The 23,094-nt window shown below is 56.0% G+C and carries 15 protein-coding genes and 1 pseudogene; 9 read left to right on the top strand and 7 right to left on the bottom strand.

What is annotated here, in order from left to right; all coding sequences use genetic code 11:
* Positions 1 to 524: 524 nt before the first annotated feature.
* The 4 genes from OHL11_RS12895 (at position 525) to OHL11_RS12880 (ending at position 8,218) form a co-directional block, all read left to right on the top strand.
* Positions 525 to 1,052, top strand: coding sequence for an RNA polymerase sigma factor (locus OHL11_RS12895; protein ID WP_263371909.1), 528 nt, complete (start codon positions 525 to 527; stop codon positions 1,050 to 1,052).
* Positions 1,053 to 1,375: 323 nt separating this feature from the next.
* Positions 1,376 to 2,722 (top strand): hypothetical protein, encoded by a 1,347-nt coding sequence (locus tag OHL11_RS12890; protein ID WP_263371908.1) that lies wholly within the window; start codon positions 1,376 to 1,378, stop codon positions 2,720 to 2,722.
* Between the two features lie 35 nt (positions 2,723 to 2,757).
* The gene (locus OHL11_RS12885) at positions 2,758 to 5,901 is read left to right on the top strand and encodes a TonB-dependent receptor (protein ID WP_263371907.1); all 3,144 of its coding nucleotides are present in this window, start codon (positions 2,758 to 2,760) and stop codon (positions 5,899 to 5,901) included.
* 127 nt (positions 5,902 to 6,028) lie between these two features.
* The gene (locus tag OHL11_RS12880) at positions 6,029 to 8,218 is read left to right on the top strand and encodes a hypothetical protein (RefSeq protein ID WP_263371906.1); all 2,190 of its coding nucleotides are present in this window, start codon (positions 6,029 to 6,031) and stop codon (positions 8,216 to 8,218) included.
* 12 nt (positions 8,219 to 8,230) lie between these two features.
* Here the strand turns inward: OHL11_RS12880 and OHL11_RS12875 are convergent, their stop codons facing one another.
* Positions 8,231 to 8,836: a Pycsar system effector family protein gene (locus OHL11_RS12875; protein ID WP_263371905.1), complete on the bottom strand. Its 606-nt coding sequence runs from the start codon at positions 8,834 to 8,836 to the stop codon at positions 8,231 to 8,233.
* Between the two features lie 113 nt (positions 8,837 to 8,949).
* Positions 8,950 to 9,756 carry an adenylate/guanylate cyclase domain-containing protein gene (locus tag OHL11_RS12870; RefSeq protein WP_263371904.1) on the bottom strand — a complete coding sequence of 269 codons (807 nt, stop codon included), beginning with the start codon at positions 9,754 to 9,756 and terminating at the stop codon, positions 8,950 to 8,952.
* Between the two features lie 456 nt (positions 9,757 to 10,212).
* On the opposite strand from OHL11_RS12870, the gene OHL11_RS12865 reads away from it, so the two are divergent.
* From OHL11_RS12865 to OHL11_RS12855, 3 genes are all read left to right on the top strand, one after another.
* Entirely contained in the window at positions 10,213 to 11,115 is a 903-nt protein-coding gene (locus OHL11_RS12865) for an ArdC family protein (protein WP_263371903.1), read from the top strand.
* The gene (locus tag OHL11_RS12860) at positions 11,112 to 11,525 is read left to right on the top strand and encodes a DUF6908 domain-containing protein (protein ID WP_263371902.1); all 414 of its coding nucleotides are present in this window, start codon (positions 11,112 to 11,114) and stop codon (positions 11,523 to 11,525) included. Before OHL11_RS12865 ends, OHL11_RS12860 begins: the two co-directional genes overlap by 4 nt.
* Positions 11,526 to 11,608: 83 nt before the next feature.
* Complete coding sequence (locus tag OHL11_RS12855) at positions 11,609 to 13,195, top strand: ParB/RepB/Spo0J family partition protein (RefSeq protein ID WP_263371901.1); 1,587 nt, start codon at positions 11,609 to 11,611, stop codon at positions 13,193 to 13,195.
* A gap of 222 nt (positions 13,196 to 13,417) precedes the next feature.
* Here OHL11_RS12855 and OHL11_RS17445 read toward each other — a convergent pair whose 3' ends face one another.
* On the bottom strand, positions 13,418 to 14,752 hold the full coding sequence (locus tag OHL11_RS17445; protein WP_449555725.1) for a hypothetical protein: 1,335 nt from the start codon (positions 14,750 to 14,752) through the stop codon (positions 13,418 to 13,420).
* On the opposite strand from OHL11_RS17445, the pseudogene OHL11_RS12845 reads away from it, so the two are divergent.
* Positions 14,732 to 15,838 (top strand): annotated as a pseudogene (locus tag OHL11_RS12845) (IS3 family transposase). The gene OHL11_RS17445 and the pseudogene OHL11_RS12845 overlap by 21 nt on opposite strands.
* Here OHL11_RS12845 and OHL11_RS12840 read toward each other — a convergent pair.
* From OHL11_RS12840 to OHL11_RS12825, 4 genes are all read right to left on the bottom strand, one after another.
* Positions 15,830 to 17,404 (bottom strand): TonB-dependent receptor, encoded by a 1,575-nt coding sequence (locus OHL11_RS12840; RefSeq protein ID WP_263371899.1) that lies wholly within the window; start codon positions 17,402 to 17,404, stop codon positions 15,830 to 15,832. The pseudogene OHL11_RS12845 and the gene OHL11_RS12840 overlap by 9 nt on opposite strands.
* A 156-nt stretch (positions 17,405 to 17,560) precedes the next feature.
* A complete protein-coding gene (locus OHL11_RS12835; protein ID WP_263371898.1) occupies positions 17,561 to 20,200 on the bottom strand; it encodes an ABC transporter permease in 2,640 nt (879 codons plus the stop codon).
* On the bottom strand, positions 20,197 to 20,544 hold the full coding sequence (locus OHL11_RS12830) for a PadR family transcriptional regulator (RefSeq protein WP_263371897.1): 348 nt from the start codon (positions 20,542 to 20,544) through the stop codon (positions 20,197 to 20,199). The genes OHL11_RS12835 and OHL11_RS12830 overlap by 4 nt, the downstream gene beginning before the upstream one ends.
* 214 nt (positions 20,545 to 20,758) lie before the next feature.
* Entirely contained in the window at positions 20,759 to 21,514 is a 756-nt protein-coding gene (locus OHL11_RS12825; RefSeq protein ID WP_263371896.1) for an alpha/beta hydrolase, read from the bottom strand.
* A gap of 472 nt (positions 21,515 to 21,986) precedes the next feature.
* Here OHL11_RS12825 and OHL11_RS12820 point away from each other — a divergent pair, with 472 nt between their 5' ends.
* Positions 21,987 to 22,676: an ABC transporter ATP-binding protein gene (locus OHL11_RS12820; protein ID WP_317890650.1), complete on the top strand. Its 690-nt coding sequence runs from the start codon at positions 21,987 to 21,989 to the stop codon at positions 22,674 to 22,676.
* Positions 22,677 to 23,094: the final 418 nt, after the last annotated feature.

Here is a 23,094-nt window from a genome sequence, read left to right as displayed (position 1 = left end):
GAAAAGCGCCTGAAGATTCCCAAGCGCCTCGTGCGAAATCACATGGAACTGCGTAAAGCAGCTTTGCAGTGAATTCCCGAAGGTGCCCCTCGCGTGTCTCCAGCCGTGTTCCGCTCTTCCGCCTCCCTAGTAGCGGGACGTTTCTGCCGCAACGCGACCCTATAAGTGATGTGAGCTGACGCACCCCCAGACGGAAGACCATGTTTGGAAATAGACAGAAAAGAGGGATACGTGAGAAAGCGTGCAAGACATCTTCCTCTAGGCGGAGGCACAAAGGTCTCGCGCAGAGATGGCCGGGGCAGGTACCTCCTTTCTTCAAGCGCTCCGCAAGTTCAGTTTTCTTCTGGGACGGCCCCGCACAAAAATAGAGAAGGGGGGTAAAAATCCCGTGGGTTCCGCGTTGTTTGGTCATACAGGGCATATAGGACATGGTTTCGATCCACACAATACGGGTCGTTCTACTCGCTGACCGCGGTTTGTGCTTCGCCGGCACGCCGCCGGGTCCGTATGACCGCGGACTTCCCATGAGCCTGTTTGCCGGCACGACTTCTTTCCAACCCACAAACGAAGACACGGTCATGGCTCTGTACGACCAGACTCGACCGGCGTTGCTCATCTACCTCGCCGGCCTCGGACTTGCAGTTCCTGAGGCTGAGGATGCGATCCACGACGCATTCATCCGTCTTTACGAACATCTTCAAGCCAAAAACGCGAACGAGAACCTCCGTGGCTGGCTCTTTCGTGTTTGTCACAACCGTGCAATGGACCTGTTCCGAGAGGCGCGGCGAATTCAGCCCGATACAGAAGTAATCAGCGTATTCGATCTCCTGATCGACGCCTCGCTGTCTCCGGAAGAGCAGGCCATCCGGACTCAGGAGATTCAACAGGTCACCGTAGCGCTTGGAAAACTCACACCTCAACAGCGAGCCGCCGTTCTGCTCCGGGCGGAGGATCTGCGCTACCGGGAAATTGCAGAAGTGATGGGAGTGAGTATCAAGCGGGTCTCCGAACTAGTTCATCGAGCGTTAGCACTACTGGCGGGGAGTCTATGAAACTGCTGCTGAATTCGTTGAACCGCCATGTCTCAGATGAAATGTTGTCGCGCCTCATCTCTGGCGAGTTGTCTTCCTTCCGTGCGTACCGCATCAAGTCTCACCTTGAGGCCTGCTGGCATTGCCGTTCCCGCCGAGAAGCCTTAGATCGGGCGGCAATGCAGCTAACGGACTATCGCACACGCCTCACATTGAGTGTGCCGCCCGATTCAGGCCGACGGCAGCACCTACTCCAGACCCTACGTGCGCATCCCGCCCCGAGTACGGCTTCATTCGTATGGCGGGGAAGCATCACGCGCATGCGCTTGTGGATAGGACAACAGATGACCCCACTTCTGGCCAGCACAGCCATCGTATCGATAGCTGGCATTCTCCTCTTCTTTGTCTGGCATCGAGACAAGCAAGCCATCACTCCTTCTCAGTTTCTCGTTCGTGCTACGGCAGCAGAAGACGTGCCAACGCAGCGCACCGGCGTGATCTACCAGCGCGTCAGCATCGACGCTGCTCAAGCGCGAATCAGCCGCGACCTCTACCGCGATGCCAAAGGTCTTCGCCATAGGCGGCTGGAGCCTGTCAGCCAACCGGAACATCCGGTGAAACAGGCGTTATCGCAAGTGGGCGTTGATTGGGACAATCCGCTTTCGGCGACGTCGTATCGCGACTGGCACGATCAGCAACGCGTGCTTTCTGACGCCGTGCGACAAGACGACGACCGCCACCTCACCCTAGTGACCACACTAGAGAGCGGCCCTGTATCGCGTGAGTCCCTGACGGTACGCCTATCCGACTTTCATCCCGTACAGCGGACAATCGAAACCCGCGCGTCAGGAAACATTGAGATTGCCGAGTTGAGCTATGCCGTGCTGGATTGGAGTGCTGTCAACCAGGCACTGTTCGATCCCATCCACGGTGTGCAGTCCAGCCTCGCGGTTCATATACCTGTTCCGCTATCGGAGAACGAGATTGATGTCGCAGAGCTCTCCGCACGTCTTAGCCTCAACCGACTCCATGCGGATGAGGGAGAGCAGATTAGTGTCGTCCGCACGAAGCAAGGGGTTCAGGTTAAAGGTGTGGTCGAGACCAACGAGAGAAAGCGGGCGCTCCTCTCTCAGCTTGGCATGATCCCGCATGTGACGAGCAACATCCTGAGCTTCACAGAACTGGAGAGCGCACCTCTTCACGCCTCTACAGTCGCTCCCCTCAAAGTCGAGTCGCTGGATGCCAGCCCGTCTCCGCTCCAGACCTATCTCCAAGGTGTCCACCGGCTAGACGAGCTCAACAATAGCTCTCAGCAACTCCTGGACGCAGCCCTGAGCATTCATCAGAATGTTGCTCGCCTCGAAGAGGTGCGAACACGATTCGAGAACTCATCAGCCGATACCGAGTCTTCATATAAAACTCTGGTCACCAGCTATACCAACCGGCTCGACGCTGCCATCAACACCGAGGTTGCGGAACTCAATCGCCTCGGCTTCGTAGCCCCTCGCTCCGCCGAGCGAGGCAAGTCCGGGGCGCTCAAGTCCAGTGCCGAGCGTACCGAGTCTCTGTGCAGAGAGTTGATCTCGGGCAGCGCAATTTCGCCGCGGCCAGCACCGGAGATTGCCACTGAGCTCTACGAAATCTTATTGACCATCCGCAGTTCAACGCAGCTTGATTCGAACCAGAAGTAAATGCTTTGCCATTCTTATTTGATCGGAGAACCATCGTGCGCTCTCTTTGCCGTCTTGTTTTCTTTCTAGGTCTGACGTTTATCTCGATGAAGTGCTTTGCCCAAACGGCGGCGATCACCGGACAGATCCAGGATGCCTCTGGTGCCGTTATCCGTGGTGCCGAAATACGCATTGTGGAGCAATCTCAAGGAACCACCAGAACGCTCCATACCAACAATGCCGGAGCCTATAGCGCTCCGTTCCTGAATCCGGGTTCGTACCGCGTCTACGTGCAGGCACCGAGCTTCAGCACTGCGGCAAGCGGACCGTTGGTGCTCACGGTGGGGCAGACGCTCGTTTTCAACGTGACACTTCAGGTCGGAGGAGCGCAGCAGGAGGTATCGGTAGACGGGGGAAGCTCTCTTATAAATACAAGTGATGCTTCAGTGAGCACAGTCGTGGACCAGAAGTTCGTGAAGAACATGCCCTTGAATGGACGGAGCTTCCAAGATCTGATCTCGATGACCCCGGGCGTAATCACAGCAAGTCCTCAGTCGTCGCCCTCGGTCCAATCGCAAGGTGATTTCAGTGTCAATGGTCAACGAACTGAAGCAAACTATTACACTCTTGATGGCGTTTCAGCGAACACGGGCGCCGGTTTCCCAAATGGCACAGGACAAAGTGGCACCACCGGATCTGTTCCGGGCTCTACGGCATTGGGAACGACGCAAAGTCTCATCTCTGTAGATGCGCTACAGGAGTTCCGTGTGTCCAGTTCTTCCTACTCTGCGGAATATGGACGTAGCCCGGGCGGTCAGTTTTCATTCACCAGCCGCGCAGGGACAAACGCGGTTCACGGTACGGCGTTCGATTACCTTCGGAATGACGTTTTTGATGCGAACGACTGGTTCAATAATTTCAACGGTGTACGGAAGACCGCACTCCGCCAGAATGATTTCGGTGGCACGCTAGGCGGGCCGATCATTATTCCGAAGCTCTATTCAGGGAAGGATCGAAGCTTCTTCTTCTTCTCGTACGAAGGTCTACGACTACTTCAGCCCACTGCGGCGACTCTCCAGTACGTTCCTTCAGCCGCCGTCCGTAGTGCGGCTCCCGCTCCCCTTCAGCCAGTCTTTAATGCGTTCCCACTTCCTACTGGCAATGAACTGTTGACATCTACCGGAGTCCTCAGCGGACTCTCTCCCTTCGTGGCCGGATACTCGCTTCCCGGGTCTGTAGATTCGACCAGTATTCGACTCGACCAGCGCCTCACGAGTCGCCTTAACTCCTTTTTCCGGTACAGCGACACACCAACCTCGACCTCCAGCCGCACATTGTCAACACTGCTGCATCAGAGCCAGAACAGTGTGAGCTATACGCTTGGTGTCGACGGAATGCTCAATCATGGAATAACAAATAGCTTCCGATTGGGCTTTACCGACTCGACAGCAAAGCAGACTGGTGCGCTTGATAGCTTTGGTGGAGCGAACCCCGGGAATTTCCACGACCTCTTTGGTGTTCCAGGAGCCTACGCAACGTATCAGTATTATCCGTACCTCAACGTTACAGGAGTTGGTTCGGCTGCTCTGAATGTCTACAATGCATCGAACGGCCTGCGTCAGTGGAATATGACCGACACGGTTGCCCTGAGTACAGGGCATCACCAGGTTCGCATTGGTGTGGATTACCGGCATCTGACTTCTCCACTCAATCCAACAGCGATCGCTACCTACGCCTACTTTTATTCTCGCGCCGCAATGGTCGGCAATGCCGCTACGACGGCATACATCTATAAGCTAGCTCCGGCGACCCCAACGTTCAATGAGTTGTCGGTCTTCGCCCAGGATGAATGGAGAGTAGCGCCCACTGTGAGTATTTCGGCGGGCATCCGTTGGGAGTTCAACCCGCCTATGGGAGCTACCGACGGTCGCATCCCTTACACCGCTTATGGAAATCCCAAGCAACCATCGACGCTGACGCTTGCGCCTCCGGGTACACCTCTCTGGTCAACCTATTGGTACAACTTCGCGCCTCGGCTTGGGATTGCGTGGACTGCGCACCAGCAACAAGGTCATGAAACTGTGATTCGGGCAGGAGCCGGAGTCTTCTACGATACCGGGAACCAGACCGCAGCAACCGGTTATACCGGTGTTGGATACCGAGCGTTGGTCTCGAAGAGCAACGTCGCACTTCCATTCGATTCGTCCCTCTTCAACTTCTCTATTAACGCCACCGCACCTTACACTTCGGCAGTCGTATACGTCTTCCCGCATCATCTTCAAGCGCCATACACGCTGCAATGGAACATCGGACTAGATCAGGCTATGGGACGTGCCCAGACGATGACCCTCACATATGTCGGGGCATCAGGGAGGCGTCTCTTGCAGAGACAGCTCTCAAATGTCTCCTCCCTCAATCCCAACTTCGGATCTATTCTCTACTACCCCAACGGGGTGACCTCAAACTACAACGCACTCCAACTCAAATTCCAACGCTCCGTGACAAAAGGACTCCAGGCACTCGCTTCGTACACTTGGAGCCATTCGCTCGATTATGGATCTACGAATGCGTCTTACCCGTTGACGTATGGCAACTCCGATTTCGATGTTCGGAACAATTTCCAAGGTGGATTGAGCTGGGATATCCCTTCGAGTGTGAAGCATTCGACTCTGGCGTTCCTCTCCCAAGGATGGGGCATAGATGGTCGTTTGAATATACGGTCGGCATTCCCCATTACCCTCACGGGAAACCTCTTGGTGGATAGCACCGGCACCCAATATTACAGCGGCGTCAACTACAACCCTGCACATCCTATTTATCTCTACGGTTCGCAATACCCCGGCGGAAGGGCAATGAACGGTGGACCGAAGGTATCGCCAGCCACAGCCGCATTCACCCTCCCAACGGGAACCGCTGCCGGTAATGCGTCTCGCAACTTTGTGCGCGGTTTCGCAGCGAACCAGGTCAACGTTGCCGTCCGCCGGAATTTCGTGATCGCGGAACCTCTTTCGTTACAGTTCAGGGCGGAAGCGTTCAATATCCTCAACCACGCGAACTTCGGTTATATCGATCCGACATTGTCCGATGCACAATTCGGCCAGGCAACGAAGATGCTCAATGCGAGCCTCGGCTCCCAGAGTTCGCTCTATCAGCAGGGTGGTCCTCGTTCGATGCAGTTCACTCTGAAGCTGATCTTTTAGCGGGGAGCTCAAAATGACCTGCTATCTGAAATCTTTAATCCTTGTATGTAGTTTGCTATCAGTATCGGCTCTGCTTGCGGAGACAAACACCCAGAAAGAGACGTTTACGGTTCGCGATTCGATAGAGATGACGACCTTCAGCGACCCCTATGGAAGACTGGACGGTCCGCAAGCCAAACGCTCACCAGACGGCCGGTGGTTCGCCGTGGTCACAACGAAGGGCCTATTGGAGACCAACAAGCTGGAATCCAGTGTGTGGCTATTCTCCGCACAGCAAGCCGAACGATTCTTGCGCGCAGGTGGGGAGCGTCCAAATCTCCACCTGCTCTTTCGGAGGACGGGTACACCAAAGGCGCTTCAGACATCCTCGTATGGAGCACTCATCTCTAACCTTGATTGGGCTGACAATTCGCTTGCCTTGTTTGTCTCCGTCGAACGTTCGGATGGCATACGGCACGTCCTCGACATTTCCGTTTCCACCGGACGTGTCGTGGACGTTCTGCCAGACGCAAGGGGCAGCGTTATGGCTGCCGTCGAGCGTGGTAACACCAGAGCCTTGATTGAGCAACAAGTTGTTGCCCTTCAAAAGGAGCCTTCCACGTCGTCGGGAAACGAAACCGTTCTAACGGACCAGACGCTCCTCCACAGCGTATTTCCGGAACTGTATCCGGATTCGGTATCTGTTGAGTTTCCATGGAAGCTGCGTGTTATCCGAAATGGTAAAGCCGTTCTTTATCCGCGGCCCAGCGATACCTTTTATCCAGTTGGAGCTGTGAGGCGTTTCCGGCCAGCTATTTCGGCAGATGGGCGCTACATCGTCACTGCGGAACCAGTCCCGGAATTGCAGCCGTCGTGGAGCGCTTATCGATCCGTGATCGATGCAGTTCGGCTCTCTCCGTCTTCGTATAACGACAATCGAGACGGAAAAAGCTACACATGGCCTTGGAGGTACGCTTTAATCGATACGCATACTGGCGAGAGCCGCCCCTTACTAGCTACCCCAACCGGATATGCGACTGGCTTCGTCGACACGACACAAGCCGTCTGGTCACCAGACGGCGCAAAAATCGCACTAACGAATACCTACCTGCCGCTGGATAGCTCTTCCCGCGATGAGACGAACAGCGTGAAACCCTGTGCCATCGCACTCTACAGGCTGGCAAATAGGGCGATTGAGTGCGTCACTGAAGTAGCCTTTCCAGAGAGACCTGAACATCTGGTGTCGGTACGTTTTGTAGGAGCCTCAGGTGAACTAGTCGCAAAGTGGTCCAAACAAGGAGTGACGCACGAAGTTCAATACGTCAACGGCAATCATGAATGGAAGGGTACGGAGAAGTCTTCCGAGTCGCCCTCTCTAAACCTGACGGTACGCCAGGACATCGCGGTTCCTCCTACGCTATGGGCGGAACAGGGAGAACAGAAGCAGATGCTCTGGAATCCGAATCCCCAGTTGAGTGGACGCCTCCTCGCAAGAGGCAGCTTGCTCACTTGGACGGATTCCAGTAATTACGTATGGCATGCGGCACTGCTGCTTCCCCCTACGCCGATGCCTGTGGGTGGATACCCGCTTGTCATTCAGACCCACGGTCTCACCAATCCCCACGAGTTTTTAGCGGATGGAGCCTACACGACAGGATTCGCCGCAATGCCTTTAGCTTGTTCAGGCATTGCTGTTTTGCAAATGGAAGACCGTACGGATCGACATGTGCGTCCTGCCATGGAGGAAGCAGACGATGCAGCTCGGGGCTATGAAACCGCCATCTCAACCCTTTACCAAAAAGGTCTCATCGATAAAAGTCGAGTGGGGATCATAGGATTTAGTCGAACTCATTGGTATGTCGAAAAGGCGCTTGAGCGTTCACCGCACTTGTACAAAGCGGCCACCCTCATCGACGGGATTGATCAAAGCTATGTGACAGCTATACTCTTCGGCCCCAGCATGGTTATCAACAGCCGGGATCACGAAGCTGCGAATGGTGCGCCACCCTGGGCCGGCGGATTGAGCATGTGGTTACAGCGGGCAGCGGGATTTAACCTAGACAAGCTGACCACTCCACTTCGTCTAGAAGCAATCGGAAAGGCCTCGGTACTAGGAGAATGGGAGACCTATGCGGTCCTGCATCAGCTACACCGTGCGGTCGATTTCGTCGAGATCCCGGATGGTCAACATATCCTTCACAAGCCGTTGGAGAGGTACTGGTCACAGCAGGGAGATGTCGACTGGTTTAGATTCTGGTTGCAAGGCTATGAACGAAATGATGCAGAGCACAAATCGCAGTACGCGCGCTGGAAAGATCTACAACGGCCATCCAAGTAGCGAGACGATAGGTCAATGCTGGTCTCGGACCAAGCCTGTAGTACAGGACTTGCATCCGATGGGAGATGGCCGTTCCTTAAGCAGGAATGCTCCCGCAGCCAAAGCCACTCCGATGCCCAGCAGGAGGAGACAGACCGAAATCTTGCGATACTTTGGCGTGCAGACATGCTTAGCTATCGCGAAGTTCTGATTGAGCAGGTGCTCGTTCAATGTATGCGCGGATTGAGAATCGAACGAGGTACGAAAAGTAGTAGCGTCTTTGAAGGCGATGATGTTCCGCCAGAAGATGAACCCCTGATCGCCCGCAGAGCGCAACCTCGGGTAGACCGTGCTGATCGCGAGCCCAATGACAGTTGCAAGGACAATCCCAGCTCCAGCCGTCAACCAGGAGATTGTTGTCCAAGATCGGTAGCTAGCGGCAAACAAGGGCAAAAACAGCCCGCCGCCGTACAGCGCGCCGAGCACGCCACCCGCCAAGGTTCCGGCAAACGCGGCTTTCGTATCGGCAAATCGCGCATACTCTCCTAGATAGTCGTGAACATGCCAGAGGAATGCCTGTTTGGCTGCGTCGTCCAATGTTGGGGGAGAGGGCGGAGCGGCGCCTTGCAGCACACTCATGGGCGCAGCCTCTCGCATCCCTTCACCGGAGGCTGGCTGCTTGGGCACTAGCGGTTGGGTTGGCGGCGATAGCGGAGTCTTGGAGATCGGCGGTTCGGATTCAGGCATGGGCATTAGGCAATCGGCGCTTTTAAGCGGTGGTTGAGTTCCCAGGCTAGATATGGAACCTGAGTCTGGATGTATACGAAGCCGGAGGGCTCGTCACACTGTCGGCACGTGGTTCCCCAATTGTTGGGAAGGTTCCGTTTGACCTCGTCTCCAATACAAATGCCGCCGTTCGGAATCCGAAGCATCAACTTGTTTGCGATATTAGCGCTGGTTCCGATGGCGACTAGGCTACTTTTCTCTCCGTGAATTCCTACTCGCGCAATCGTCACTGGTCCGTAGTCGATACCGATACGGAACTTGATCGGAGCGATGCCGTTGTTGCTGAACCAGGGCGAGAGATAGACATCGTTGATGTAGTGCATCACCAAGGCCGCTTCCGCAGCGGGCTTGATGCGTTCCGAGACCGTGCCTCCGGTCTCTCCGAAGTACGCCATGAATCCGTCACCGGTGTTCTTTTCATAGGTTCCACCGAAATCGTGCACGATGCTGAGCATCTCCGCCATGAACATGTTCATGGTCTTGAGAACCGCTTTCTGCTCATCGCCCGTCCAGTTCGGCCTGCTCGAAAACCCGCAGATGTCGAGGAAGAGGATCGCGAGATTAAACTGTCTCCCGCTGCCAATCGTGACGTCGTCCCGATCCGGCATTACCCTGCCTTCTACCACACCATCAATACGATCTTGAAGGACACCGATGCGGCGATTGCACCGGGCCACGACACCATCGAGGTAACGCTGTGTGAACTTACTCGGGGAACCGGGGATGGTCCCGCCGAGAAGGGCAGCTATCGCGGAATAGTCGAACGAGGACATAGAGCAGATCGCACCTTTAACCATCAAGGATAGTTCCGCTCGATGCCGTCGCTCAACTTGTTTCTGCGCACTAAATGGACGCCTACCTTTGGTGGGAGGATGCCTCCTCCCAGCTTCAGACGCCGTTGCGTCTTCCGCGCCCCACCTCTGCGGGCCGTTCCCGCCCGCAACGCCCAACCCTGTGAATCCGGTGCGCTGAAGCGCACCACTAATGCAGACAAGCCTTCCTAAGGATGGCTCTGCCCCCTCGCGCCCGCAAGGAGTCTCCCCAGGCTTCCGCGCTCCGCTTGTGCAGCCCTTCGCTCTTTCCGCTCCAGCTTTGCTTCCGCTCCAAGAGTGGGTGATCCCCCTCTCCTTGCACTTGCTACCCCCCGCCTTCGCCAGGAGGCGTTCGGCATGTACATGCCGCGTTCAACGCGGACGTGCAACAGCAAAAGCCGACAAGGAGAAGCCACCATGAGCAGCACAGCCACCACCAGCAACGTCGCCACCATCGACAGCAAGAAGCCTTCCACCAAACAGGAACTCATCGCCGCCAACATCAAGCTGCTGATTGAGCAGTTGGAGGCAGGACACTCCGAAGCCCTCACCAACTACCTCACCGCCATGAGCCGCTTCCATTCGTATTCCTTCGGGAACGTCTTGGAGATTGCCCGGCAGATGCCCACCGCAACCAGAGTAGCCGGGTTCTGGACATGGAAGAATCTTGGCCGCAATGTGAAGGCCGGACAGAAAGGCATCCGCATCCTTGCCCCCATCGTCGGCGTTCGCCGCAAGAAGGACGAGGAAGCGCAAAAAGACATTACCAAGCAGAACGAGCGCGTGTTGCTTGGCTTCCGCAATGCCTACGTCTTCGATGTGTCCCAGACCGACGGCGTAGACCTGCCGGAGATGCGCGAGGTCTCCGGCGACCCCGGCGAGAACTTGGAGCGGCTGGCCGACTTTCTCAAGAGCAAGGGCATCGCGCTTTCCTATAACCCGAACATCGCGCCAGCCCTCGGCATGAGCTATGGCGGACGCATCGCGCTCTTGCCCGGACAGTCGAAAGCGGAAGAGTTTTCGACGCTGGTACACGAGACGGCGCATGAACTCCTGCACAAGGCAGAACGCCGTACGGCAACCACCAAGACCGTACGCGAGACAGAGGCCGAAGCCGTGGCCTTTGTGGTCGGTAAGGCTGTTGGTCTGGTGACGGGTTCCGCGTCCGCCGATTACATCCAGCTTTACCACGGCAACGCCTCATTGCTGGCCGAGAGCTTGGAAGTCATCCAGCAGACCGCCAGCGTCATCCTTGCTGCCTTGGAACCGCACATCGCGGAAGAAGCCGCCACCGACGAACTCGCGGAGGTAGCGGCATGAAGACCGTACTCGACATCCTTCGCAAAGCAGGAGGCTGGCGGCCCAGCCTCTACCTCAAGATCGAGAACCCGCCTTATATGGAACTCGTCATCGAGGCCGTGGATGAGTCCGGCCCGTGCGGTCTGCCCGCGCTGTCCGTTGCTCACTACGGCATCCAGAATGGCGATGCCATGCGTGACCCGCAGATGTGCTTCGAGCTTGGTCTCGCCGGTGGCGCACACCTGAACGCGTTTTATTGGAGGAACGATTACGCAGGTGTCGAGCAGTGGAGCCGCTTCATTCAGGAAGGCAATTACTGCTATCACACGCAGCTTCACCAGCAACACGAGCAGTTCGCCAAGCTGTGGGACAACAACCTGCGTGCGCAGGGCTTCTCCGAAGTCTTCACGGACAAGTGCATCCTCGGCTAGTCCGCTCCGTTGGAGCGGAACCATGCCCGACGTGTGCCGCTCCGTGACCATCCCTTGCAACCGCTCGAAAGGAGCACATCATCATGGAAACCCAAGTCATCCAAGCCACCGAATATCGCAATGTCTCGCTGTCTCTCTTGAATGAGTCCAAGACCAACCCGCGCCGCACCTTCGAGGAGACCGCCTTGAAGGAGTTGGCCGACTCCATCCGCACCCAGGGCGTTCTGTCTCCGTTGCTGGTGCGACCCATCACCGAGAACGGCTTCGAGATCATCGCAGGAGCGAGGCGTTACCGCGCCGCGCAGATGGCGGAAACCCCGACCGTGCCTGTCCGCATCGTCAACCTCTCCGATGCCGAGGCATTGGAGGCGCAATTGGTTGAGAATCTTGTGAGAAGCGAAATCCATCCGATGGAGGAAGCGCAGGGATTCCGTGCGTTGCTCGACTTGGAGGAACCCAAGTACAGCATCGAGCAGATCGGAGCGCGTGTCGGGAAAAGCCCTGCGTTCGTTGCGCAAAGGCTCAAGCTGACCGACCTCATCCCGTCCGCTGTCGATGCCTTCTATGCCGATGAGATTGGCGTGGGACACGCTCTGTTACTGGCGAAGCTGCCAGCCGACCAACAGGAGGAAGCGCTCAAGGCGTGTTTCAAGGAGGTCTATAACGGAGCCTCAAAACCTGCTCGTATTCTTCTGCCTGTCCGCAACCTGCAATTCTGGATTGACAGCAATATCCTGCTTGTCTTGAAGGATGCACCGTTCAATAAGCGTGACGCGCAGCTTGTTCCTTCTGCTGGCAGTTGTGCCGATTGCCCCAAGCGGACGGGGCATAACAAATTGCTGTTCGGGGATGACCTTGGCAGGCAGGGCGACCGCTGCACCGACCCTAACTGCTATCAGGCCAAAGTCTCTGCGCATGTAGCAAAGACCATTGCTGCGAGACCGGAGTTGGTGCAGATCAGCTCGGCCTACGGTGGGCAGAAGGAAGGTAGCCCTGTCCTGCCACGCAATAAGTACACCGCCATTCGGGATGACAAGCCGAAGTCTACCGACGAAGCCAAGCGCCCGGAGTTCAAGGTGTGCAAGTTCACCACCGAAGCCATCATCACCGAAGGCTCTGATATTGGCACTCTCCACAAGGTTTGCGCCAATCCGTCCTGCCCGGTGCATCATCCAAAGCAGAAGGCCGACCGCGACGATCAACGCTGGAAGGCCGAGCAGGAGAAGCAGCGGAAAGAGCAGGCCATCGCGAACATCACTGGCCTCCGTGTCTTGTCTGCGATTGGTGCAGCCGTTCCGGTGCGCTTGCTCAAGCGTGACCTGCTGTTTGTTATCGAGCGGTTGGTGTCGGTGCTTGATGAGGGGCGCATCGAGACGCTGACACGGCAACACGGTATCCGCCAGAAGCGCGACGATGGCGGCTTGCAGAAGACCCTGAGTGTTTTCCTTCGTCGTGCCGATGAGGGAACCCTCTCGCGGTTGCTGGTGGAGACCTGCATTTTGTTGGCGGCCTCGCGCGGCAATCCAAGCTCCGTTCTCAAGGAAGCCGCCATCGCCTACAAGGTGGACACCGATGGCATCGCATCGAAGGTACGGCAGGAATTTGCGGCCAAGGATAAAGCGAAGAAGGCACCGCAGCCAGCAGCCAAGACCGCCAAGAAAGCGGCCTAGACGATTCCATTCCTTTGAGGGCGGCGAACCTGCCGCCCTTCCTCTTGCGCCGATAGCGGCGGCAGGGGGAACACATGCTGTTTTCCCCCTGCACCCTCATTCGCTTGACTCCGGCCCCGCTCGCCGGCTGCGCGCCAAGGAGTCAAGTTCCTCCTCCTTGGAATCTTCCCCTTTATGGTGTGAGAGGCCCTAAATTAGAGGGTTCTAATGCCACACTCCATTTCAAAATGAGAGCGATAGATGAGCCGCAAACGTGCGGTTGGCGGCACTGGTCGCGAGAAAATTGTTCGATGTTGCGATTGACTTGCCAAAGAACGGTGAACTGAGAACGCCTACGGGCGGTGCGGGACTGACGGTATTCGTAATATTTTGCCCTTCCACAGAAAGGTTCAAATCGTAGCGAGGGTCTCTGCGCAAGTTGGATTTGCCATCGCCGCCACTCGGGAGCCTGCGTGAGCCAAATTTCCATGTCTTGCTGGCCTGCATCTGCACTGACACAAACGGCCCCGCTGAGTGTCCTAGATTGATCGGGACAATCCTTTCTCCCGGTTGCGGCTTTAGATTGAGATCGCCATAGCTCGTATGGACGACATTGGCCGGGTCCGACGAAGCACTCGCATAGGATGGACGATCATTGAAGATGGAATCTCCGTTATTGTCCGCTCCGGTGGTGATGTTGAAAGGTTCTCCGGCCCTAGCATTGAGAAAGCAAGCCATCCGGATACCCCATTTCAGCGTATCGCTCAGTGATACAGAGGCAGAATAGCGACGATCCGATGGACTCCGTCCGTAGTCTTGATGAATGTCGTAGCTGTTCGACGCGAAGTAGGTTGGTCCGAACGTGTCGGCGGTCTGCCGTTTGAAGTTGAAGTGACCACTCATTGTGAGACTCTTTGTTATTTTGATACGCGGGTCGATGTAGAACCAGTTACCGAGACCTTCTGCTCCGGAAACGAATTCATAGATGTTGCCCGCAGCGTTTCCGAAAGGTCGCGTCCCATCAACTCGCGGTGCATTCGCGTTGATGGAGACCCATTGGTGCTTTTGAACTTTGTTGAGAAACGTGAATGCTAGGGAGCCCCGCTTCCCAAGACTTATCTCCGCGCTCGCGCTCGAATCGATCTCATATTCCGAGCGCAAGTCAGGTGAAATACGGTACGTCGTTAGCGTCCATGATGCTGAAGGTGACGGGACCGTAGTGCTGAAAAATTGTGGGTCGTCTACTGTATATGTTTGTTGCAGAGCCGGGTTGCCTTGCCGCGTGGTCGTTACGAGGTTCCCGATAGAGAAACGGTCATAGTAGATTCCCGAACCAGCACGAAGCACGAGGAGAGACTGTCGTTGCTTGCTTCGGAAGGGTGCCCAGGCAATGCCAAAATGGGGCGAGGGGTCGGAATGATCCGGTATCCCGGATTGCGTCTCGAATCTGACTCCTACATCGAGCGTGAGGTTCTTTTGGAGTTGCCATTCGTCCTGGTCTGCCCGGCGTTTTTTGTACCAGTCTGAGTGATAGAGACTGAGTACAAGGAGCTTGATATGCCGAGGGGCAAGAAGCATAGTGCGGAGCAGGTAGTGAACCTGCTGCGTCAGATTGAAGTGGCGGTTGCGAACGGGAAGACGACGGTTCAGGCGTGCAAGGACGCGNAAGCTGAAGCGGTTGGTGGCGAACCTGAGCCTGGATAATCTTGTGTTGAAGGACTTCGCCTCGGGAAACTTCTAAGCCCGGAGCGTCGGCGTCAGGCTGCGGAGCATGCGCAACAGCGGCATGGCCTAACTGAGCGACGAGCGTGCCGTCTGGCGAAGCAGCCACGCGGCACGCAGCGTTATCGGCCGACGCAACGGGCGAATGAAGACAAGCTGACGCAGGCGATCATCACCCTGGCGGGCCAGTATAGCCGGTATGGCTATCGACGGATCACGGCGCTGCTGGTGCGAGCGGGCTGGAAGGTCGGCAAGGATCGTGTCGAGCGTATCTGGCGACGTGAAGGTCTGAAGGTGCCGCAGAAGCAGAAGCCGCGTGGTCGTCTGTGGTTCAACGACGGCTCGTGTGTGAGGCTGCGGCCCACGCATGCCAACCATGTGTGGAGCTATGACTTCGTGAGCGTGCGCACGCATGACGGCCGCATGGCGCGTGCGTTGAATCTGATCGACGAGCACACGCGCGAGGCGCTGCTGGTGCGCGTGGAACGCAGATGGTCGTCCGCGCTGGTCATCGCCGCGCTGGCCGATGTGATGGTCATAAAGGGCGTGCCTGAGCATCTGCGTTCCGACAATGGCCCTGAGTTCGTCGCGCACGATCTTCGCAAATGGCTCGCGGACACGGGAGCAAAGACAGCCTACATCGAGCCCGGCTCACCGTGGGAGAACGGCTACTGCGAGAGCTTCAACTCGAAGATGCGTGATGAGTTCCTGAACGGAGAGATCTTCTACTCGATCAAGGAACTGCGCGTACTTGCCGAACGCTGGCGCAAGCACTACAACACCGCCAGACCACACTCCTCGCTGGACTACAGACCGCCAGCGCCAGAGGCTTGGCTGGCATCAGCCTCTCGGCAGGCGGAGGAGCCGTGCGCTTCGCTCACGCCTCCTCCACCTGCCGCATCCTGCATCGATCCGAACTCGGAGATCACTGCGCTACACTAACAATCCAACTGGTACAAAATATCGGTCAGACCAGTCCTCCGCCCACGCTGCAAAATCCCCTGTGGTAGCTACAAACGCGGAATTGCCGAGAGTCACTTGGAACTGCGATGCGCTGGGTGTTCCGAGCACCGACGCTTGATAGGCCGTTAGGCTGTTGAACGTATAAGTGCCGTTGAAGCCTGTCGTGGAGAGATTTGCGTCTCGATAAAAACGGTAGCGTATACCAAAGCGCAGGAGATGGGCTTTGTGCTGGTACGCTACATTCTCCTGGAATTCGAGTTGATCTTGATGATCGTTCAAAGCCTGCAGAGGGCTTCCTCCTGCGGTGACGGTCCCGGAGACTTGAACGGTTGGGGCACTGCTTAGAGGATTTTGAACGGTTCGCGCCCGAATCCACTGAAATCCTGAATCAGCTTCGAGATTCGCTCCGATGAATTGCGTATCGCGTAGCTGCCATGTCTGTGTTGTGAGAACAGAATTGCTCGCACCGCTCGGAAGGACCGACTGAGTAAGGCCACCATTCTCTTGGCTTACACGGTCGAGTTCGTATCGGGCCGTAAACGTGTTGCTATCCGTCCACTGCCGGTCCAGCCTGGCGCTGTACTGTTCCGTCTTCGTGGGATCGGGCACAGCTTCCGAGATGCTGTAGATGCTCCCTGTATTGTCCACCGACTGCGCATTGATGACCGCGTTGTTCTGTTGATCGTAGTAATCGCCACTGACGAAAAACGATGTCTTCTTACCAAGTGGACCGCTGAGATGACCAACAGTATGCAAACGGTAATAGCTCGGCTCAGCCTGTCGAAGAAATGGGTTCCTCGAGTTGAATGCCGATGGGTTACCGTACAGATCAAAGCCACCATGGAGAGAGCCGGTACCCGGCCTCGTTAAGATCTCAATTCTTCCGAGACCCATCGCATCAAAAGCAGCCGAGAATGGATTCTGGTTGATCTTGACCTCGCGTATCGCGCTCTTCGGTGGAAACTTTCCGGTGGAGAAACCATCCACATAGACCTGCGGGAGATGGGAGCCGTCGTCTCCCGCGAGGGCGAGAAGTTGCTGTTGAAAGGTGGCATCGTCATCGGAGAGCGTAGCCAGCTCATCGCCCTTCAGGTCGATTCCATTCTTGTTTGCGTCTTCTGATGTACTCAGTTCAACCGAGGCGGCATTCACCTGAACACTTGCTTCCGCTGCAAGAATGACGAGTTGCGCCCTGAGAGTGAGTGCCTTCCGTCCCACACGAATCTGCGTGACGTACGGAGCAAATCCATCGGCGGATACCTTGAAAGCGTAGGTTCCTTCAGGGAGTTCCGTCGTAAAGCGGCCAACTGCATCAGCCTTGATCCTTTGCACCAGCAAGCCGTTGCTTGAGCTTGCTTCGATGTCGGCGTTGGGAACTAATGCCCCAGACGGGTCCGTGACATCGCCCGACACACGAGTTCGATCCTGCGGCTTGACGGAAGGAGCCTGTTGAGGCTCATCCGTCGGGCTCGCAACGACCGTGCAAGGAAGGAGCGTCCCGCATAAGAGCACAGAGATGAGTCGAAGGTTTGGGATCAGCTTCATGGAGAGGTGCCTTTCTGGGAGGTTGTTCAATCTTGTGGCGCTAGTTGCAGCCCGTTTTTGAGCCGAGTTGGGGTATATAGGCCGGAATGCTTTGTCTCCGGGCCGCCAGAGTTTTGTGGTTTTGAAGAAGCGTCAGCCCCTATTGCGGGCCGGGAGTCATTCGCGTCGTAGTAGCTTGCCAGCGTTAGCAAACAACACGCGGCGGGCTGGCAGAACGGAAGCCAGCGTTCCGAGCAGGAGCATCGCCAGCAACGTTGCGCTTATGACCACGGGATCATTGGGCCGTGTTTCGTAAGCAAGCCATCCCCATAATGGTCCTGTGAAAACCCCAAGCAGCATCCCGGACAGAGTGCCCACGATAAGTACTGCAAAGGTTCGACCCAAGGCCGCTTGAAGAAGAGCGGGACGTTGCGCACCGAGCGCAACGAAGATGCCGAACTCTTTCATGCGGCGGCTGAGACTGTAAGTCGCCGTCCCGAAGACGCCGGTTACTGCTAACATTCCGGCGAGGAGAGCTAGGGTACCCAAAGTCAGCATCGCTACATGGACGCGGAAGGTTTCCCCTTGGAGCACACTGCCCCAGGTGCGCGCTTCAATAGGAATATCCGTGTTGCCGGTGTTGAGAGAATGGGATAGCTGGCTCGCGAGGTCGCGAGGCATTAGGGCGGTCCGGGCCACATACTCCATCTCTTCTGTAGAAACAGGACTCATCAGCAGGTACAACACCGGTTGTTGGCTTTCTTCCAAATCGTGATATTTACCGGTTTCCGTTACTCCAAGGACGCGAATCTGTCGGCCCTCATAGATAAATTCCTGACCAAGAGCATTTTTTGACGGCCACATCTTTGTCGCAAATACTTCGTTGACGACTGCGGCACCTTGCTCACTCGAATCGTTTCCGCTGGGGCTATCAAGACCCGCTATGATCCGGGTGCGTGCGACGCGCAGGTATGTTGGCGATACCGAAAAGACGTATGCACGGAAAGCGGCCTCGTCTGCGTGGAGGTGCAACGAACCAGACGGGAAGACTGGGCTCCCATGCAAGCCACCCGTCATGGGCAAGCGGCTGATGGCCCCTACTTCCGCCACACCGGGAAGTCGAGAGAGAGCATCGAGAATGGTCTGCGCCGTGTTTTTCCCTGATTGAACACGGCTCAAATCGACATGCACGATGACAGCGCCATGAGGATCGAATCCAAGCGGTGCATTGAGCGCGCGGAATGTTCCACGCAAGGCAACAAAGCCCGCCATGATAAGGAATGAACAGATCGTGACCTGAATACACAAGAAGAGATCACTGGAAAGAAGTTGTCTCAGCCTGCGCGGGCGGCGCGGAACACCCGTCATCATCTTCCAGGGGCTTCTGCGCGTTGCTCGCCATGCAGGGACTAGGCCGAAGAGCAACGCACTGACCAAGGTAAGAGCAACACCGACTCCATAGATTCGGGGCTCTAAATGAATGGCGAGGTGGCCAAGCGGAAGATCCAAACGATTAAGAAAAGAAAGCAGAAAAACCCCGGCGAGTAGTCCCAGGCCGCCTCCTATGATGGCGATCAACAGGGATTCGAGCGTCAGTTGTCGGATCAGTCGCGCTCTGCCTGTTCCCAGTGCAACTCGGATGGCAAGCTCTCTCCTGCGGTCCGCTAAACGAACTTCCGACAGGCTGGCCAGGTTCGCGCAGATTGCACCAAGCATCAATAGGACTAGAGTTCCTAGAGCGAAGAGAAAACCTCGAATGGACTTGCCCTCGTCTCCCGCTAACCCCGGATGAATCAAACGGAACGAGGCAGCGGAATCAGTCAAAGGATATTCTCGTGAGAGTTCTATGGCGATCACCGATAGTTCTCTCGATCCTTGTTCAGGGCTCACGCCGGGTTTCAATCGTCCAAGGACGGTTACTGCGTGCTCTGTCCTGCTATGAAGGTAAGCGCTCTCGCTTCCTACTTGTAGTTCGTTGGACAACCTTATCCAATAGTCAGGCCAAACAAGCCGCTCAGTCCCGTGAAACCCTGGCGGCGCGATGCCGATAACGGAGTAGGGTTTGCCGTCTACGGTGATGACGGAGCCGACGACATCAGGTTTCCCGTGAAATTGCCGTTGCCAAAAAGCATCGCTCAAGACGAGCGAGGGGGCTGAGCCCGCTGTGCTGGATGGATCTTCATGAAAGAGGTGTCCCTGTGCCGGTGACACTCCGAGCACGTCGAAGTAGTTGCCGGTCACTTCGTATCCATAGACTTTGATCTGGCCGGCGCCAAGCTTCAATTCTCCACTTGAATAGCCGTTATATGCAGCAAGATCGACGAACGAAGATGCCCGATGGCGAAAGTCCAAAAACGCGGGATACGAAGTTGTGAGGAGATGGCCGCGAACTACTGCCTTAGGACGAAGTTGGTAGAGATTTCCGGGATCACTGACGTCAAGGGGATGGAGTATGGCGGCGTTGATGATCCCGAATACTAGAACGTTCGCTGCAATCCCCAAGGCTACCGTAAGCAGGGCGACTACACAGAACGTCGGCGACATAAGCAAAACACGGACTGCATAGCGGACATCAAGAAGCAGATTTTCGAGCGCTGGAATGCTTTCTTCATCGCGGTACTCTTCGCGTATCACGTTCATCCCGCCGAAACGAATGGCGGCCTGGCGCCGTGCTTCCTTCGGCGTCATGCCCGCATGGAGATTCTCCTCCGTAAGGATGTCCAAGTGCCATGTTGCTTCTTCGCGGAGACGGTCGTCTGAGCGCCTCCGAAGCACGAAGTTGGACAATCTGCGAATGAACCTGCGAAACGTCTTCATCCCAGGTCTTCTGCCTTCACTTTGAAGAAGTGAGAAATGATATCCGCGGTCTGTTCCCAATCTTTTTTCTCAGTTTCGAGGAGCTTCTGGCCCGTACGAGTCAGTTTGTAAAAGCGCGCTCGGCGATTGTTTTCTGACGGTCCCCACTCGGACGCAATCGCACCCTCGTTTTCAAGCCGGAGAAGGACGGGATAAAGAGTCCCTTGGTTTACGGAGAGCCTGTCCCCACTAATCTGCTCGATCCGACGAGCGATTCCGTAGCCATGCAAGGGGCCAAGAAGCTCAAGCGTCTTGAGTAGCATCAGGGCGACAGTACCTTGTTGCACATCTTTCTTCTGTTTCACAAATTCCTCCCGGTTATAGCTCGCATCCGCATATATGCTGCCCGTTCCTCCAAGTCGATTCCGAACCTTGCTTCCGTGGCAGTCCCGACAATCCGCTGTATCAAGGATAGGTCGCTAGGTTCGTTCTCTGTTGTCTCTCCTTCATCCTCTACCCCTTCGTTTTCTCGCCCGAGATTGAACTGCTTCTGTTTAGGGTTCATCATCTGGCTCGTGTTCACGAGCCAGATGATGACGCCGAGATCACGTGGAGGCCGATTAGCCATGTCTCCACTAATCTCGGCCAATCGCTCGCGGCGTCCGCTGTCCTTCGCAATCCGAAGGCATGGCCTCCATGAGCGTAGGAGTGGAGCTCAGCCGGAACGCCATGTGCTTTGAGCGCAGCGTAGTAGGTCAAAGCGTTCCAAACGCTGTCCACTGGATCATCCTCGTTCTGTAGTAGGAATGTCGGCGGTGTCTCTCGCGTGATCCTCACTGCGATGTCCGGGTTGAGAGCCCACGTCCCCGGATGGGTGGCTAGATGGCCCGGATAGAGGGCAATGGCAAAATCGGGTCGGCAACTTGCTGTATCCGCCGAATCTACAGTCTTGTAGAGCCGCTGAGAATAGTGAACACTCGTTGCGGCCACAAGATGGCCACCTGCTGAAAAGCCGAGGACACCGATTTTGTGTGGGTCCAGACGCCAATCCTTTGCATGAAATCGAACGAGACTGATGGCGCGCTGCGCGTCTTCAAGGGCCATTGCTGACTGCGGATATGCGCCCCAGTCCGGAGCCGAGCGAGGTGCTGGAACACGGTATTTCAGCAAGACGCAGGTGATGCCTTTAGCAACCAGCCAATCACATATTTCCGTACCTTCCAGATCAATCGCCAAAATTTTGTATCCACCTCCAGGAAACACGAGGATCGCTGCGCCGGAGTTGTTCTTCTGAGGTTGATAGACGGTCAGCGTGGGGCGCGAAACGTGCTCCACCGCAACCCATGGACGGCCCGCAACGAGCGAGTCTTTTCCCGTTGTTTGAACTGTTTCCGGACCGTCGCTCGACCGAGCATCCGGTGGGAGGCTGGGCCAGAGGGCTATCTGATCATGTCCTGGGCCCGGATTCCAAGGGGCTTGGCACAACGCACTTGCAATCCCAAGGAAGGACATCGCCACGAAAAGAAGTACGCAGAAGCGCCCGCTATGGGCTGTGACAGCCCTCCGGAGAAGGAGTAGGCACATCTCGGGCCAACGTGTCCGAGTGTGCAAATTGAGGATTCTTGTCTGCGTCCATGCGCTCGTCATGTGAATCGAGGTCCTGTAGGTATCCAAAAGGACTATGACATGAGTCCTTTTGGAAAACAACAGGAAAATCCTGTAAGCTGCTTGTGTGGGTATCAAGCGAGTGAACAGCCGCGAAGCATCTTGCCTAGATGGGAACGAACGCTCCTGTGTCGAAGACGCCTTGGCCATTCACATGAGAGTGGAAGGCGTAACGAAGATCTTCCACTCCGACAAAGTGGAAACGCACGCCCTTTCCTTGGTTAACCTCTCGATTGCCAGAGGCGAGTATGTATCCTTATGCGGGCCTTCCGGCTCTGGAAAGTCCACGTTGCTTGCCATCCTCGGACTCCTTGACTCTCCGACTTCCGGCACCTACATCTTTGATGGACGGGATACTTCCGAATTTTCATATTCGCAGCTTGCGGATATTCGAAACCGGCAGATCGGATTCGTTTTCCAGAGCTTCAATCTGATTGACCAAATGACCGTTAGCGAGAACATCGCTTTGCCCCTCTCCTACCGGCGAGGGATGGGCACCAATGAACGGATGGATCGGGTTTACGAGTCCCTTAGACGCGTCGGAATGAACCATCGCTCAAACCACTATCCGGGACAGCTTTCGGGTGGAGAGCAGCAGCGTGTGGCCGTGGCGCGAGCACTGGCGGGATCGCCTTCCGTCTTGCTGGCGGACGAACCAACGGGAAACCTTGATTCCGAGAACGGCGATGCCGTGATGCAACTTCTGAATGAAGCCCATCAAGAAGGGATGACAGTTTGCATCGTGACCCACGACGCTCGTTTTACCGAATACGCCGAAAGACAAGTGCGCCTCTTTGACGGAAGGATTCAATACTCCGCCATGTCAGCGTAGTACGTAACGCGGTACTCATTTCCGGCGCTCTAGAGCAAATCATTGGATCACCCTTCAAAAAGACGATGGGGCTCCGTTGTTCTCAAGAGGTACAAAATGACTACGTCGCATTTGAATCGCCTCGAAGAAAACGATAGAGAACGGTGGGAATACATCCATAGGTGTCCCCAATGCGATCGTGCGGTCAAAGGCGATGACATCTCGCATTTGGCAATCGCTACGGGGGTTCTCACGTGTCCAAATTGTGATTTTTCAGGGCCGATCAACGTCGTGATTGTCGGTGAGGGATGAGTCAGTAAGACGGAGCAGTTCGCGAAGCTGCGGGGCAACAACTTGCGTGTGCAGGGCCCGTGCAGTACAGGAAACAGAATCAGGGAGATCAAGCAGCGGCGTAACGTTCGTCCTCCAGTGAAGCACT

Source organism: Granulicella cerasi, assembly GCF_025685575.1.
In the GTDB taxonomy this organism is placed as follows: Bacteria; Acidobacteriota; Terriglobia; order Terriglobales; family Acidobacteriaceae; genus Granulicella; species Granulicella cerasi.
The sequence above is the reverse complement of the archived record's forward strand: the minus strand, read 5'-3'. Positions and strand labels throughout refer to the sequence as shown.

What these genes read in the sequence shown, in the direction of transcription:
- OHL11_RS12880 (WP_263371906.1), top strand. Translation starts at nt 6,029, where the DNA reads ATGACGACCTTCAGCGACCCCTATGGAAGACTGGACGGTCCGCAAGCC.
- OHL11_RS12870 (WP_263371904.1), bottom strand. Translation starts at nt 9,756, where the DNA reads ATGTCCTCGTTCGACTATTCCGCGATAGCTGCCCTTCTCGGCGGGACC.
- OHL11_RS12895 (WP_263371909.1), top strand. Translation starts at nt 525, where the DNA reads ATGAGCCTGTTTGCCGGCACGACTTCTTTCCAACCCACAAACGAAGAC.
- OHL11_RS12835 (WP_263371898.1), bottom strand. Translation starts at nt 20,200, where the DNA reads ATGAAGACGTTTCGCAGGTTCATTCGCAGATTGTCCAACTTCGTGCTT.
- OHL11_RS12860 (WP_263371902.1), top strand. Translation starts at nt 11,112, where the DNA reads ATGAAGACCGTACTCGACATCCTTCGCAAAGCAGGAGGCTGGCGGCCC.
- OHL11_RS17445 (WP_449555725.1), bottom strand. Translation starts at nt 14,752, where the DNA reads ATGCTTCTTGCCCCTCGGCATATCAAGCTCCTTGTACTCAGTCTCTAT.
- OHL11_RS12875 (WP_263371905.1), bottom strand. Translation starts at nt 8,836, where the DNA reads ATGAGTGTGCTGCAAGGCGCCGCTCCGCCCTCTCCCCCAACATTGGAC.
- OHL11_RS12890 (WP_263371908.1), top strand. Translation starts at nt 1,376, where the DNA reads ATGACCCCACTTCTGGCCAGCACAGCCATCGTATCGATAGCTGGCATT.
- OHL11_RS12840 (WP_263371899.1), bottom strand. Translation starts at nt 17,404, where the DNA reads ATGAAGCTGATCCCAAACCTTCGACTCATCTCTGTGCTCTTATGCGGG.
- OHL11_RS12855 (WP_263371901.1), top strand. Translation starts at nt 11,609, where the DNA reads ATGGAAACCCAAGTCATCCAAGCCACCGAATATCGCAATGTCTCGCTG.
- OHL11_RS12865 (WP_263371903.1), top strand. Translation starts at nt 10,213, where the DNA reads ATGAGCAGCACAGCCACCACCAGCAACGTCGCCACCATCGACAGCAAG.